This window comes from Rhodopseudomonas sp. BR0M22 (assembly GCF_010907035.1).
GTDB lineage: Bacteria > Pseudomonadota > Alphaproteobacteria > Rhizobiales > Xanthobacteraceae > Rhodopseudomonas.
This window is the reverse complement of record NZ_QUMK01000006.1, coordinates 69,798-83,040: the sequence shown is the minus strand read 5'-3', so window position 1 is coordinate 83,040 and position 13,243 is coordinate 69,798. Positions and strand designations below refer to the sequence as shown.

Annotated in this window: 14 protein-coding genes; 4 read left to right on the top strand and 10 right to left on the bottom strand. The window is 67.3% G+C overall.

Annotated elements, in window-relative coordinates; translation table 11 throughout:
* Positions 1 to 3 precede the first annotated feature (3 nt).
* From DY468_RS03325 to DY468_RS03310, 4 genes are read right to left on the bottom strand one after another with little or no spacing between them, the layout of a single operon-like run.
* Entirely contained in the window at positions 4 to 717 is a 714-nt protein-coding gene (locus DY468_RS03325) for a hypothetical protein (RefSeq protein WP_164602379.1), read from the bottom strand.
* Positions 714 to 1,106 carry a phage holin family protein gene (locus tag DY468_RS03320; protein WP_164602376.1) on the bottom strand — a complete coding sequence of 131 codons (393 nt, stop codon included), beginning with the start codon at positions 1,104 to 1,106 and terminating at the stop codon, positions 714 to 716. The genes DY468_RS03325 and DY468_RS03320 overlap by 4 nt, the downstream gene beginning before the upstream one ends.
* Positions 1,090 to 1,695: a hypothetical protein gene (locus DY468_RS03315; RefSeq protein ID WP_164602374.1), complete on the bottom strand. Its 606-nt coding sequence runs from the start codon at positions 1,693 to 1,695 to the stop codon at positions 1,090 to 1,092. The genes DY468_RS03320 and DY468_RS03315 overlap by 17 nt, the downstream gene beginning before the upstream one ends.
* Positions 1,696 to 1,710: 15 nt before the next feature.
* Positions 1,711 to 2,898, bottom strand: a complete 1,188-nt coding sequence (locus tag DY468_RS03310; protein WP_164602372.1) for a hypothetical protein — start codon at positions 2,896 to 2,898, stop codon at positions 1,711 to 1,713.
* Positions 2,899 to 3,221: 323 nt separating this feature from the next.
* On the opposite strand from DY468_RS03310, the gene DY468_RS03305 reads away from it, so the two are divergent.
* Positions 3,222 to 4,730, top strand: coding sequence for an AMP-binding protein (locus DY468_RS03305; RefSeq protein WP_205511862.1), 1,509 nt, complete (start codon positions 3,222 to 3,224; stop codon positions 4,728 to 4,730).
* Positions 4,731 to 4,749: 19 nt separating this feature from the next.
* Here the strand turns inward: DY468_RS03305 and DY468_RS03300 are convergent, their stop codons facing one another.
* Genes DY468_RS03300 through exbB form a run of 3 tightly spaced genes read right to left on the bottom strand, consistent with a single transcriptional unit; the run spans position 4,750 to position 6,846 of the window.
* Entirely contained in the window at positions 4,750 to 5,607 is an 858-nt protein-coding gene (locus DY468_RS03300; protein ID WP_164602368.1) for an energy transducer TonB family protein, read from the bottom strand.
* Positions 5,604 to 6,041, bottom strand: a complete 438-nt coding sequence (exbD, locus tag DY468_RS03295) for a TonB system transport protein ExbD (protein ID WP_164602366.1) — start codon at positions 6,039 to 6,041, stop codon at positions 5,604 to 5,606. Before exbD ends, DY468_RS03300 begins: the two co-directional genes overlap by 4 nt.
* Before the next feature lie 4 nt (positions 6,042 to 6,045).
* Complete coding sequence (gene exbB / locus DY468_RS03290; protein ID WP_164602364.1) at positions 6,046 to 6,846, bottom strand: tonB-system energizer ExbB; 801 nt, start codon at positions 6,844 to 6,846, stop codon at positions 6,046 to 6,048.
* A 324-nt stretch (positions 6,847 to 7,170) separates the two neighbouring features.
* On the opposite strand from exbB, the gene DY468_RS03285 reads away from it, so the two are divergent.
* The 3 genes from DY468_RS03285 to DY468_RS03275 are packed head-to-tail and all read left to right on the top strand — an operon-like array spanning position 7,171 to position 10,374.
* Positions 7,171 to 8,019 (top strand): enoyl-CoA hydratase, encoded by an 849-nt coding sequence (locus tag DY468_RS03285; protein WP_164602362.1) that lies wholly within the window; start codon positions 7,171 to 7,173, stop codon positions 8,017 to 8,019.
* 3 nt (positions 8,020 to 8,022) lie between these two features.
* The gene (locus DY468_RS03280; RefSeq protein WP_164602360.1) at positions 8,023 to 9,159 is read left to right on the top strand and encodes an acyl-CoA dehydrogenase family protein; all 1,137 of its coding nucleotides are present in this window, start codon (positions 8,023 to 8,025) and stop codon (positions 9,157 to 9,159) included.
* A gap of 18 nt (positions 9,160 to 9,177) precedes the next feature.
* A complete protein-coding gene (locus DY468_RS03275) occupies positions 9,178 to 10,374 on the top strand; it encodes an acyl-CoA dehydrogenase family protein (RefSeq protein ID WP_164602358.1) in 1,197 nt (398 codons plus the stop codon).
* Positions 10,375 to 10,478: 104 nt separating this feature from the next.
* On the opposite strand, the gene DY468_RS03270 is transcribed toward DY468_RS03275, so the two are convergent.
* From DY468_RS03270 to DY468_RS03260, 3 genes are read right to left on the bottom strand one after another with little or no spacing between them, the layout of a single operon-like run.
* Positions 10,479 to 11,813, bottom strand: a complete 1,335-nt coding sequence (locus tag DY468_RS03270; protein WP_164602356.1) for a phenylacetate--CoA ligase family protein — start codon at positions 11,811 to 11,813, stop codon at positions 10,479 to 10,481.
* A 23-nt stretch (positions 11,814 to 11,836) separates the two neighbouring features.
* Positions 11,837 to 12,397, bottom strand: coding sequence for a 2-oxoacid:acceptor oxidoreductase family protein (locus DY468_RS03265; RefSeq protein ID WP_164602354.1), 561 nt, complete (start codon positions 12,395 to 12,397; stop codon positions 11,837 to 11,839).
* Between the two features lie 14 nt (positions 12,398 to 12,411).
* Complete coding sequence (locus DY468_RS03260) at positions 12,412 to 13,242, bottom strand: thiamine pyrophosphate-dependent enzyme (RefSeq protein ID WP_164602352.1); 831 nt, start codon at positions 13,240 to 13,242, stop codon at positions 12,412 to 12,414.
* Position 13,243: the final 1 nt, after the last annotated feature.

The window sequence follows — 13,243 nt, the reverse complement described above, 5'->3', positions numbered from 1 at the left end:
CGATCACTCCAGCCGAACGTTGTCTTCGGCCGCCTCGGCGACCCGCTTGGCCTTGGTCGCAATGTCGCGCGCCGCCGCCATCGCGGCCTCGGGCGTCAGTCCCTGGCGGCGGGCTTCTTCGGCCGCGGCATCGGCGACATCGCGCGCCATTTCGCTGGCACGCGCCGCCTGCTGCCGCGCGTATTCGCGCGCTTGAGCCTTCACCGCCTCACTGGTGTCGCCGAACAATTCGCGTTCGGTTTCGGTGGCCGGCAGCGAGGCGGCGATGCCGGCGCCGATCGCGACGCCGATCGCGCCGAGCAGCAGCGGCTGATCCTCGAACAGATCGCCGAGCTTGGTCTTGACGCTTTCGAACACATCCGCACCGGTCTCGGGAATTGCCCGCCCGAATTCAGACGCACGATCGAACGCCTCGGCGCCGCGCTCGCGCGCCAGCCGCACCGTTTCGGTCGCCGCAGTCGCGGCATTGTCGCGCACGTCCGACAACTTGTCGCCGACATCCGCGAAGCGTTCGCCGACGCGCTCGATCGCGTCGCTGGCGACGTCCGGTACGCGATCGAGGCCGCTGCCGTGCACCAGACGGGACGCGCCCGCCTTAGCGCGGTCGCCGGTGAATAGCCACAACAGCCCCATGCCGATCAGCGCGGTGGAGACCGGATTGCGTCGCATCGCGCCGCCGAGATCGGCGATCAAGGGCAAGCCATTCTTCTTGGTCATCGGATCATCTCCCCGGCCGCTTCCTTGTCGCGCTGCAACTGCTCGATCGTCATTTCGGGCTTCAGCGCCTCGGGCGACAACCTGTTGGCACCAAATCCGATCAGCAACGCCGCGAGGCCGGTGGTGCAGCCGCCGACGATCAGATACGCGATCGACGAACTGAACCCGTGCTCGACCAGCGCTGCCGCGCCCGCCATCAGCAGCACCACCAGGCCTGGAATCAAAATCACCGCGCCGGCACCGATCAGCGCGACAGCCCGACCGATCTGACCGAACTTGTCGGAGATCTCGGCGCGAGCCAGCTCGAACTCGTTGCTCACCAGCTTGGCGAACTGGGTGAAGGCGTCGCCGACCAGATCTGGGATCGAGCGATTATTCGGCGGTGTCATCGTCGAACCTCCGATTGGTATCGGCAGCGGAGACGCGATCGTCCTGCGAGGGCCGCGAACTCTTCAAGAAGCGCACCGCGCCGAAGCCGGCGAGAACTGCAAGGCCGAGAAACACCGTCGGCTGCCGGCGCGCGAAATCCTGCACGCCGTGGACCAGGTCGGACAGGTCACCGCGCTGCACGGTGTCCGAGATGTCCTCGACCTTCGCGGCCGCCTTGCGCATGTAGACACCCGCGATCGGCAGATCATCGTCGAATTCGCGCGAGGCGCGCCGGATCGCATCGGCGATGTTGGCGACGTAGTCAGCGCCGGCCTGCTTCTCTTCGTAGGCGCGGTGTTTCAGGGATTCGCCGGCCTCTGCCGCGAAGTCCTTCGCGGTTTCGGCGAACTCCTCGGCCTTGGCGCGGGCCGCTTCTGCCGAATGGCTCACAATACCCACGATCCGCTCCTTGATGTCCTGCTCGGCTTCGACGGCGCGGGACAAGACGGACCGATCCGCAGGGTCCTTCTTGGCCGGCTTCGGCGGCTGCTCGCGTCCGATACTGCCGCCGCCGCTCCCGCTGGAAGTCTTGACGATCTGCTCAGCCATCTGAGGTGTCTCCGATCAATGCTTATTGTGCGAGGGCGACGGCGCCTCGAACGAGGTGGCGGCGGCTTCGGCCACCTTGCGAACACGCTGACCGAGCTCACGGACGTTCGCGGCCAGATCCTCGCCGGTCAATCCCTGCTGCTCCGCTTCGCGCGCCGCGCCTTCGTAAGCAGCACGGCCCTTATCGACCCCGCGCGCGACCACATCCTTGGCCCGCTCGCCGACCTGCCGACCGACGCGCTTACCACCGGCGCGGACACGCGGAAAGGCGCTGGCGATCAATCCGCCGACCAGCAGACCGGCGCCGGCCACCAGCAGCGGATGATCGGTGAAGGTCTGTTTCGCCGTCTTGCCGGCCCGATCGCCGAAGTCGATCGCCTGATCGCGCAGCCGCGCCGCGGCATCGACGCCGGCATCGCGGGTGTCGGAGATGGTCTCCCGCAACCGGCTTGCCGCGTCACCGGCACGTTCCCGGACTTGATCGGCCGCATCCCGCACGGTGCCCGACACCGCACCGGCGAGCCCGGCCCCGCGCACGGCGAGCTGCTCGGCCTCGCCCGCAATCTCCGCGCCGGCAAGGCTGGCACGGCGACGCAGCTCGTCGCTACCTTGGGCCACGCTGCGGCTGAGATCCTCTCCCTTACGCTTCAGATCGACGGCGGTCTCGGTCGCAGTCTGGCGGAATTGCTCGGCGCGGCTCGCCACCACCTCACCCGCGGCATCGATCGCGCCGGACGCGTATTCCCGCGCTGCGGCAGCCGTATCGGCGGCATCGGCCGAGAAGTCGCGCGCGCGGCGTTCGAGGTCGCCGGCGAGATCTCGGGCCTTATCGGATGCGCGCTGCGTCAGCTCGTTGCCCGACCGAGTGCCGGCCAGATACAGCCCGGCACCGATCATCAGCACCGGGGTCGGGATCGCACGGACGATCTTCCACAGCGGATAGGCCAGCGTCGCTCCGACAGCCACCGCCTGCACCGGATTGTTGCGGATCGAGTCGCGGACGCCGTCGGCGATCTCTTCGCCGCGGGACTTGATGTAGCTGTTGACCTCGGCCTTGATCGCCGTCGGCGAGTATTTCTCCCGCACGTCGTTGGCGGTGTGAGTGACCGTGGCCCGCAATTGGCCTACGGTCTCGGTCAGGCCGGCCCGGGTACGCTCGGTGTCACGGCGAATTTCATCCAGGCTGCGCGTGTCGTTGGCCATAAAAGCCTCCAATTCTTGTCTGCGTCCCCAACTCGACAGTGTCGGCTATGTTCCTTGCCAGCAATCCATTCATAAAGATGGGGATTTGGGAACAGCAGGGGAAGCGGCCGGCGCACGCCGACAGCCGAAATACACCGCGCCGCCAGCACCGGCCGCCGGATCGAGCGGTAACGAGGTCGGAATACGGCCGCCGACGCGCGATCATGCTTTCAGCCTCCTCACGATGTTCGCTACAAAGCGAAGCGCGAATGCCGGCCAACCGGCGGCGCGACAATCCGGGCTCGCCGCAAACCCGCGGTCGTGACCCGTCCAGGGGGGACATGATGGCGCTTCACGACTTCACGCTGGCCGACGTCTATCGCCGCAACGCGGTGCTGTTTCCGGACCGCACGGCCTTCGTCATCGACGGCGTCCGCCTGACCCACCGCGACTATCTGGCGCGGGCCGAGCGGCTGGCGAGCGGCCTGCTGCGCGACGGCGTGCGGCCGGGCGACCGGGTGGCGATCCTGTCGCAGAATTGCATCGAGATGGTCGAACTGATCGGCGCGGTGGCGCTGATCGGCGCGATCCTGCTGCCGGTGAACTATCGATTGAATGCCGACGAGATCGCCTTCGTGCTCGGCGACGGCGCGCCCAGCGTGGTGATCGCCGGCTCCGACTATCGCGACATCGTCGCCGGAATGCTGCCCTCGCTGGGCAGCGTGCAGACCGCCTACGCGATCGGGGGCGGCAGCGGACCGTTCGCGCCGTTCACCGAGCTGTCGTCGGAGGCTCCCTTCGCCCCGGCCGAGTTCGGCGCCGCCGACGGCTTCGTCATCATCCACACTGCGGCGGTCGGCGGCCGGCCGCGCGGCGCGCTGATCTCGCAGGGCAATCTGTTGATCGGGCAAAGCTCGCTGGTCGAGGCGTGGCGTCTGACCGAAGTCGACGTCAATCTCGGCATGCTGCCGCTGTTTCATGTCACCGGGCTCGGCCTGATGCTGACGCTGCAGCAGGCGGGCGGCGCGAGCGTGATCGCCGCGAAGTTCGACCCGGCGCAGGCGGCGCGCGACATCGAAGCTCACAAAGTGACGGTGATGGCCGAGTTCGCCCCGATGCTCGGCAACATTCTCGATCAGGCGCAACCGGCGCAGCTCAAAAGCCTGCGTGCCGTGACCGGCCTCGACACGCCGGAGACGATCGAGCGGTTCGAAGCCGCCTGCCCCGACGCGACGTTCTGGGCGACGTTCGGCCAATCCGAAACCTCGGGCCTCTCGACGTTTGCGCCGTATCGCGACCGGCCGAAATCCGCCGGACGGCCGCTGTTCTGGCGCACTGTCGCGGTGGTCGATGCCGAAGACCGGCCGCTGCCGCCGGGCGAAGTCGGCGAGATCGTGCTGCGCGGCCCGACCGTATTCAAAGGCTATTGGAATAACGCCGCCGCCACCCAGCACGCGTTCCGCAACGGCTGGCACCACACCGGCGACATGGGCCGGTTCGATGCCGACGGCTATCTGTTCTACGCCGGCCGCGCGCCGGAAAAGGAGCTGATCAAGACCGGCGGCGAGAACGTCTATCCGGCCGAGGTCGAAGGCGCGCTGAAGCAGCATCCGGCGATCGCGGAGGCGGTAGTAATCGGCGTCCCCGATCCGCAATGGAGCGAAGCGATCAAGGCGGTGTGCATCTGCAAGCCGGACCAGAGCATCGACGCCGAGACGCTCGCCGAATTCGTGGCTTCGCTGATCGCGCGCTACAAGAAGCCGAAGCACGTCGTGTTCGTCGAAGCCCTGCCGAAAGACGCCAAGGGCGCGATCGACCGCGCGGCAGTGAAGGCGGCGCACGGACAGGTGTGACGCCGATCGGCCCCACGCTTCACTGCAGCGAAAACCGCACCGGCACGGTGAAGCTCAGCGACGACTGCGTGATCTCGCTCGGGAACGGCGGCAACGGCTGGGCGCGGCGGATCATTGCCAGGGTCTCGGCATCGAGCGCGGCGTGACCGGAGCTGCGGGCGAGCCGGCTGCCGAGCACCTGGCCGCTGCGGCCGACGGTGAACGACAGCATCGCGGTGCCCTGCTCGCGCGTCGCTCGCGACTCAGCCGGATATTGCTTGTAGCGCGCAAGATGCGCAGCCAGCCGATCGCGATACGACGGCAGTGCCGCGGCGGCAGCAGCCTGCCCGGCGCTCGCGGCAGCGGCGAGCGCCGCCTGCCGCTCGGCCTTCGGCGCGCCGGTGGTGCGCGGCGCCGGCGGATGTGGATGCGGTTTCGATTTTGCCGCGTCGCGCTTGATCCGCTCGCGCTTGACCTCCTCGCGCTTCGGCTTGGGCTCTTCGCGCTCCGCACGCTCGATGGCAGCGGGCGGCTGCGGCAGCACAACGTCCGGCGTTGGCAGCAGAGGCGCTGGCGGCGCGGGCTGGTCCGACGCGAATTGCTGCGGCGCTTCAGGGGCCGGTGCCGGCGGCGGCTGTTTCGCCTCCTGCTGTGAAGGCGGAGCTTCCTGCATCTGCGGCCCCGGCGCCAAATCCTGCGGCTGCAGCGCTGGTGCGGCCGAGACCGGCGCCATGTCGACCAGGATCGCTGGCATCTCGACGCCCGGCGCTGGGGCCTGCTGATACCACGCGACCGCCGCGGCGATCAGTCCAAAATGCGCCGCCACAATCGCAGCCGCCGACAGCAGCCATTGGCTGCGGCCGCGGCCCGTCGCCTCGTGCAGCACGTAGTTGTTCATGGCTGGTCCCGGCCGTCGAGCCCGACCAGCGCGACCTTCAAATAACCGGCATCGCGCAGCAGGTTCATCACCGCCATCAGCTCGCCGTAGCTGACCACCTTGTCGGCGCGCAGGAAGATCCGCTCGTCCTTGTTGCCGTTCGTTGCGCTCTGCAGCGCCGAGCCGAGTGCGTCGCGCGCCACGATGGTCTCGCCGAGCGCCAGCGTCAGGTCGGGCTGCACCGACAGATACACCGGCTTGTCCGGGCGCGGCTGCGGCGCTGCGGTCGAGGCCGGTAGATCGACGCCGATATCCACGGTGGCGAGCGGGGCCGCGACCATGAAGATGATCAGCAGCACCAGCATTACGTCGATGAACGGCGTGACGTTGATCTCGTGGGCGACCTCGAGATCGTCCTCGGTCGCTGGCCGCCGTCCGCCGAGCCGCACGCCCATCGCCTCAGCCTGCCCGCATCTGCCGCGCCGAGCGGCCGCGGTCGCGGCTCACCAGCAGCAGCACCTGCGCCGAGGCATCCCCGAGCAGCGACCGATAGCCGGCGATGGCGCGGACCAGATAGTTGTAGATCACCACCGCCGGGACCGCGGCGACGAGGCCGAGCGCGGTGGCGAGCAGCGCCTCGGCGATGCCCGGCGCCACGACCGCCAGATTGGTGGTGTGCGCTTCGGAGATGCCGATGAAGGCGTTCATGATGCCCCACACCGTGCCGAACAGGCCGACGAACGGCGCCACCGCACCGATGGTGGCGAGAATGCCGGTGCCGCTGGCGATCTTGCGCGCCATCGCCGCTTCTGCACGCTCCAGCCGTAGCGCGACGCGGTCCTTGAAGTCGGCATCGAACGTCCAGCCCGACAGGCTGCCTTCGCGCGCCGCAGTCTGAATCAGTTGCGACACCGCGTCGTGCGCGCCCTCGGCGTCGCGGCCGAGCTCGGCCAGCGTGGTATCGGTCTCGAGCTTGGCAAGGCCGTCGCGGGCACGCGCGGTCTCGCGGCGCAGCTCGATGGTCTTCGACAGCCACACCGTCCAGGTCGCGAGCGACGCCAGCGCGAGGCCGGCCATCACCACCTTCACGACGATGTCGGCATTCCGGAACATGCCCCAGGGTGACAGGTCGCGGGGCAGGCTGGCCATGTCGGCGGCGGCGTGCGCGGCGGTGGCGTGCAGCAGCGCAATCGCAGCGCCAAACACGCCGGCATGGACAAAATTGCGGATTATCGACGGGACGCGAAACGGCGGCATCATCCACTTTCGACAGACAAGACGTTCGGCGCGGGGCCGCGAGCTATCGCACGGATCGCCGGCCACTCGAAGTCAATTCTGGCGCCGCCGAACCGGTGCCAAACCGCCATCGCACAATCGCGGCGGACGTGGATTGTCCTGGCTCAAAGCGGCTCGTTTCCGGAACCGCGGTGCAATCGCCGACAATGTCTTGCCGGTGCGCTCCATGGCGCGGAATTCCCCGGCAGGTGCGGCAGAGAAGCCGTTTGCAGTCGTGCGCACGACCTGCCACACTCTGCGGAACACAACCGGCGCGATAAGCCGAGACAACAAGAAACGGGAGGATGGATGAGCTCCTACGAGACGATCCTGGTCGAGCGGCCGGATCCGGCGGTCGCACGCATCGTGATGAACCGGCCAGACGCGCGCAACGCGCAAAATCTGCAGATGACCTACGACCTCAACGCCGCGTTCGACAACGCGGTGCAGGACGACACTGTCAAGGTGATCATCCTGGCGGGCGCGGGTCCGCACTTCTCCGCCGGCCACGATCTGCGCGCCACCACCAAGAACGAAGCCGGCATCGACTTTCCGCCGGTCGGCGCCTGGGGCGGCTTTCGCGAACCGGGTGCGCACGGCCGGATGGCGCGCGAGCAAGAAATCTATCTGCAGATCACAAGGCGTTGGCGCAATCTCGCCAAGCCGATGATCGCCGAAGTGCACGGCAAGTGCATCGCCGGCGGGCTGATGCTGGCCTGGGCCTGCGATCTGATCGTCGCCGCCGACTCGGCCGAGTTCTGCGATCCCGTCGTGACCATGGGCGTGTGCGGCGTCGAATGGTTCGTGCATCCCTGGGAGCTCGGCCCGCGCAAGGCGAAGGAGCTCTTGTTCACCGCCGACAGCTGGAGCGCGCAAGAAGCCCACCAACTCGGCATGGTCAATCACGTGGTGCCCGCCGCCGAACTATCCGCCTTCACCATGGCGCTCGCGCAGCGGATCGCCGCCAAGCCGAGCTTTGCTCTGAAGATGACCAAGGAAGCGGTGAATCGCTCGGTGGACATTCAAGGGCAGCCGGCCGCGATCGATCAGGCGTTCGCGCTGCATCAGCTTTGTCACGCTCACAATCTGCAGGAGTTTGGAATGATCGTCGATCCGTCGGGACTGCATCCGTCGGTGCGTAAACAGGTGAAGGTGTAAGCGATGGATCTCACGCCGAGTGACGAACAGCGGCTGCTGCGCGAGAGCGCCGACCGCTTCATCGCCGAGACCTACACCACGAAGCTGCGCGAACAGAACGCCAAGGAGTCGTTCGGCTTCAGCGAAGCGATCTGGAAGCAGTTCGCCGATCTCGGCTGGCTGGCGCTGCCGCTGCCGGAGGCTCATGGCGGCATCGGCGGCGGCGCGATCGAAGTCGGCATCCTGATGGAAGCGTTCGGACGCGGCCTCGTCAGCGAGCCGTATCTGTCGACCGTGGTGCTCGGCGCCGGCCTCGTCGCCGAGCATGGCCGCGACGAGCAGAAGGCGGCGCTGCTGCCGAAGGTCGCCGACGGCACGCTGCGGCTCGCCTTCGCCCACGCCGAACGCGCAGCCCGCGCAGATCTCGCCCGCGTCGACACCACCTCGCGCAAAGACGGCGATCAATATGTGCTCGATGGCGCGAAGGTCGCGGTGCTGGACGGCGCGTCGGCCGATCAGTTGATCGTCTCCGCAAGGCTGGCCAACAACGGCAGCGGCTCGCTGCGGCTGTTCCTGGTGCCACGCGAAGCGGCCGGGCTGACACTCGCCGACTATCCGCGGCTTGGTGGCGGCCGCGCCTGCAATCTCACGCTGCAGAGCGTGCGGGTGCCGGCCGATGCCATGCTCGGAGGCGATGTCAATGCCTATCCGGCGGTCGAGGCGGTGGTCGATCGCGCCCTCGCCGCGATGTCGGCCGAAGCGGTCGGCATGATGCAGACGCTCACCGACAAGACGCTCGACTATACCAAGGTTCGCAAGCAGTTCGGCCGTCCGCTCGCCGCCAATCAGGTGGTGCGGCATCGCCTCACCGACATGTCGGTGCAGGTCGACGAAGCCCGTTCGATGGCGCTGCGCGCAGCGCTGAAGGCCGAGGCGGACGCGGCCGAGCGTGGCCGCGCTGCCTCCGGCGCCAAGGCCAAGATCGGCAAAGGTGCGCGCTTCGTCGCCGAGCAGTCGGTGCAGCTTCACGGCGGCATGGGCGTCACCGAGGAGCTCGACGTCGGCGCCTACTTCAAACGCCTGCTGGCGTTCGAAACCCTGTTCGGCGGCAGCACCCATCATTATCGCCGCCACGCCGCGCTCAGCGGCCGGCCGGTCTAACAAAAGCGAGGCATCGACATGGACATGACCTTCGGCGACGCCGAGCTCGCCTTTCAGCAGGAGGTCCGCGACTTCATCGCGGCCAATCTGACGCCCGACATGAAGCGGGCGGAATCACTCAACGCTTCGGTGTTCTCCGAGCCGGAGGCCGGCGTGCCGTGGCAGCGCGCCCTCAACGCCAAGGGGTGGGGTGCGCCCGGCTGGCCGGTCGAATACGGCGGCACCGGCTGGACGCCGGCGCAGCGCTGGATTTTCGAAACCGAATGCGCGCATGCCGGCGTCCCTTCCCCGACGCCGATGGGCGTCAAGATGGTCGGGCCGGTGATCATCGGCTTCGGCTCGCCCGAGCAGAAGAACTACTTCCTGCCGCGAATCCTGTCCTGCGAGGATTATTGGTGCCAGGGCTATTCGGAGCCGGGCTCGGGCTCGGACCTGTCGTCGCTGAAGACCCGTGCGGTGCGCGACGGCGACGAGTATGTCATCAACGGCACCAAGATCTGGACCACCCACGCGCACAACGCCAACATGATGTTCGCGCTGGTGCGCACCAGCGACGAGCCACGGCAGCAGGACGGCATCAGCTTCGTGCTGATCGACATGAAGAGCCCCGGCATCACCATCCGGCCGATCCTGACCATCGGCGGCGACCACGAGGTCAATCAGGTGTTCTTCGACGACGTCCGGATTCCGGCGTCGAACCTGGTCGGCGAGGAAGGCAAGGGCTGGACCTACGGCAAGTACTTGCTGGAATTCGAGCGCGGCTCCGGCATCGCCTCGGCCAAGCTCCGCAAGGCGCTGCACCGGGCGGCGGCGTTCGCCGAGTCGGAGGCGACCGGCCGAGCGATCGAGGATCCGGACATCGCGATCCGGATGTCGGAGGTCGAGGTCGACATCGACGCGCTGGAAATGACCGAACTGCGGGTGCTGTCCGCGCTGCAGAACGGACAGAACCCCGGCGCGGTGTCGTCGATCCTCAAGCTGCGCACCAGCGAGATCTACCAGGCGGTGAGCCGGCTGGCGGTCGACGTGATCGGCAACGACGGCCTCTATGTCGAGCCGACCCGGCCGCTGCACCGGCTCAACGCGCCGCCGGCGATTCCCGAGGACGAACTCGCCGTGATGCCGACGCATCTCAACGGCCGCGCCTACACCATCTTCGGCGGCACCTCGGAAATCCAGCGCGACATCATCAGCAAGCTGGTGTTGGGGCTGTAGGGACACCAACCGTCGTCATTGCGAGCGCAGCGAAGCAATCCAGCTCAGTGCACGGAGCTGGATTGCTTCGTCGCTTTGCTCCTCGCAATGACGTGGAGAGGTTGTCAAATATTCCGCTGATCCCTCACTCGCACAGCCTTGCCCTGCGAGCGCGGGACTTCGCCCGGCGCCTTCACCGCCACCTTACACGTCACGCCGATCAGCGACTTGATGTGATGCGTCACTTCGGCCGCCTTCTTGGCGAGCGCGGCCTCGTCGCGCGGGGCGTCGGGGGCGATCTCGACTTCGACCGTCATGGCGTCGAGAGCCTTCTCGCGGGTCAGGACAATCTGATAGTGCGGCGCGATGCCGGGGAAGCCGATCAGCACCGACTCCACCTGCGACGGATAGACGTTGACGCCGCGGATGATCAGCATGTCGTCGTCGCGACCGGTGACACGCATGATACGCAGATGGGTGCGGCCGCAGGCGCACGGCTCGGTGTTCAGGCTGGTGATGTCGCGGGTACGATACCGGATCATCGGCAGCGCTTCCTTGGTGAGCGTGGTGATCACCAGCTCGCCGACGGAGCCCATCGGCAGCACCTGAAGCGTTTCCGGATCGATGGTCTCGAACAGGAAGTGGTCTTCCCAGCCGTGCAGACCATTCTGCGCCACCGCGCATTCGCAGGCGACGCCCGGCCCCATGATCTCCGACAGACCATAGACATCGACCGCCTTGATGCCGAGGCGCGCCTCAAGATCGCGGCGCATCGCATCGCTCCACGGCTCGGCGCCAAACAGACCGACCCGCAGCGGCGCATCGCGCAGGTCGACGCCCATCTGCTCGGCGACTTCCGCGATGTTCAGCGCATAGGACGGCGTGCAGCACAGCACATTGGCGGCGAAATCGACGATGAGCTGCACCTGCCGCTCGGTGCCGCCGCCGGAGGCAGGCACCACGGTGCAGCCCAGCCGCTCGGCGCCGTAATGGGCGCCGAGGCCGCCGGTGAACAGGCCATAGCCGTAGGCGTTGTGCACGATGTCGTCCGGCGACGCGCCGGCGCTGACCATCGACCGCGCCATCAGGTTCGCCCAGTTGTCCAGGTCGGTCCTGGTGTAACCGACCACGGTCGGCTTGCCGGTGGTGCCGGACGAGGCATGGATGCGCGGCATCTGATTGCGCGGCACCGCGAACATCCCGAACGGATAGTTGTCGCGCAGGTCGGTCTTCTTGGTGAAGGGAAATTGCGCGAGGTCGGCCAGCGAGGTCAGATCCGCAGGCTTGACGCCGGCTTGGTCGAAGCTGGCGCGATAATGCGGAACGTCGCGATACGCCCGCTCGACCATCTTGCGCAGCCGTTCGAACTGCAGCGCCGCAAGCTGCGGCCGGGGCATCGTCTCGATGGCGCGGTCGTGCATATAGACGGTCGGTTCGCGCAATGCAGGCTGGGCGCTCATCGAAGCAATCCTTTGTCAGAAAATCAGGAGGCCGCCGCGATGGCAGGCGCCTTGGCCAGCGCGGTGCCGGCGGCCAGCGCGTCCATGTTGAGATCGAGGAAACCGCGCGGCGAGGATGCGCGCACCACATGCTCGACCGACTTGTGCTTGCAGATACCCGACAGCTCGACCAGCACGCCGAGCGCCACGATGTTGGTGACGCGCTCGCTGCCGAGCTCGATCGCGGTTCGGCTGAGCGGCAATGGGTAGCGCTTGAAGCGACCGGCTTCCGGCAGTTCCGGGCACAGCCGAACGTCGGAGATCACCAGCGCGCCGGCCTTGAGTTTCGGCCAGGACGGCTTGATGGCAATCTTGTCGAGCAGCACCAGATGGTCGAATTCGATCGGCAGCGGATAATCGACCTCGCCATGGGCGACGACGAGATCGGCATTGCAGAAGCCGCCGCGCGAGGTCGGCTCGTAGGTCTGCGATTGCGCGACGTGGCGGCCTTCCAGCGCCAGCGCGTCGGCGAGCAGCTTGGCGCTGAGCAACAGGCCTTGGCCGCCGGTGCCGCCGAAGCGCAGTTCAATGCGGGATGTCGACATGGCTGGTCTCCCCGTCACTTTGCGGCGCGCGCCGCGGCGGCGGCACGCAGCGCCGCGCCGTACTCCGGCCGGTTGTTCTGGGCCAGAATGCCGGTCGGCAAATCGGTCGAGCGGAACGGCTCGTCGACGCTGTCGCGATACGCGCTCGGGCGCATCTCGCTCTTCTGCCGCAGCACCATCTCGGCCGAAGAGCCCATGTCGTTCTTGCGGCCGTAGACTTCGGTGCAGTCCGACACCACTTCGACGAAGGCAAAGCCCGGATGCTGTAGCCCGGCCTTGATCAGCTCTTTCAGCTTCGGAACATGCCGCGTCACTTCGCGCCCGACGAAGCCCGCACCGGCGGCGGTCGCCAGCGCGCATGCGTCGAAATTCGGCTCGGAATTGCCATGCGGCGTGGTGGTGGTGAGCCGGGTCTCCGACGTGGTCGGCGACACCTGGCCGCCGGTCATGCCGTAGATCTCGTTGTTGAGCATCAGGCAGGTTAGCTTGAGATTACGCCGGCAGGCGTGGATCAGATGATTGCCGCCGATCGCCAAGCAATCGCCGTCGCCGGTGATCACCACGACGTGCAGATCCGGCCGCGCCAGCGCCAGACCGGTCGCATAGGCCAACGGCCGGCCGTGGGTAGTGTGGAAGGTGTTGGCGTCGATGTAAGCCGACAACCGTCCGGCGCAGCCGATGCCCGACACCACCGCGAGTTTGTCGCGGTCGATGTTCAATTCATGGATCGCCCACAGCAGCGCGCGCAGCGCCATGCCGTGACCGCAGCCCGGGCAGAGAAAGTGCGGCATCATCTCCTTGCGGAGATAATCGCGGACGTCGAAATGCGGCGCGTCGCTGAACATC

Bases quoted from the DNA above. Each gene is read 5' to 3' on its own strand.
- DY468_RS03280 (WP_164602360.1), top strand. From the start codon at position 8,023: ATGGATCTCACGCCGAGTGACGAACAGCGGCTGCTGCGCGAGAGCGCC.
- DY468_RS03275 (WP_164602358.1), top strand. From the start codon at position 9,178: ATGGACATGACCTTCGGCGACGCCGAGCTCGCCTTTCAGCAGGAGGTC.
- DY468_RS03300 (WP_164602368.1), bottom strand. From the start codon at position 5,607: ATGAACAACTACGTGCTGCACGAGGCGACGGGCCGCGGCCGCAGCCAA.
- DY468_RS03265 (WP_164602354.1), bottom strand. From the start codon at position 12,397: ATGTCGACATCCCGCATTGAACTGCGCTTCGGCGGCACCGGCGGCCAA.
- DY468_RS03325 (WP_164602379.1), bottom strand. From the start codon at position 717: ATGACCAAGAAGAATGGCTTGCCCTTGATCGCCGATCTCGGCGGCGCG.
- exbB (WP_164602364.1), bottom strand. From the start codon at position 6,846: ATGATGCCGCCGTTTCGCGTCCCGTCGATAATCCGCAATTTTGTCCAT.
- DY468_RS03320 (WP_164602376.1), bottom strand. From the start codon at position 1,106: ATGACACCGCCGAATAATCGCTCGATCCCAGATCTGGTCGGCGACGCC.
- DY468_RS03305 (WP_205511862.1), top strand. From the start codon at position 3,222: ATGGCGCTTCACGACTTCACGCTGGCCGACGTCTATCGCCGCAACGCG.
- DY468_RS03310 (WP_164602372.1), bottom strand. From the start codon at position 2,898: ATGGCCAACGACACGCGCAGCCTGGATGAAATTCGCCGTGACACCGAG.
- DY468_RS03260 (WP_164602352.1), bottom strand. From the start codon at position 13,242: ATGTTCAGCGACGCGCCGCATTTCGACGTCCGCGATTATCTCCGCAAG.
- DY468_RS03285 (WP_164602362.1), top strand. From the start codon at position 7,171: ATGAGCTCCTACGAGACGATCCTGGTCGAGCGGCCGGATCCGGCGGTC.
- DY468_RS03315 (WP_164602374.1), bottom strand. From the start codon at position 1,695: ATGGCTGAGCAGATCGTCAAGACTTCCAGCGGGAGCGGCGGCGGCAGT.
- exbD (WP_164602366.1), bottom strand. From the start codon at position 6,041: ATGGGCGTGCGGCTCGGCGGACGGCGGCCAGCGACCGAGGACGATCTC.
- DY468_RS03270 (WP_164602356.1), bottom strand. From the start codon at position 11,813: ATGAGCGCCCAGCCTGCATTGCGCGAACCGACCGTCTATATGCACGAC.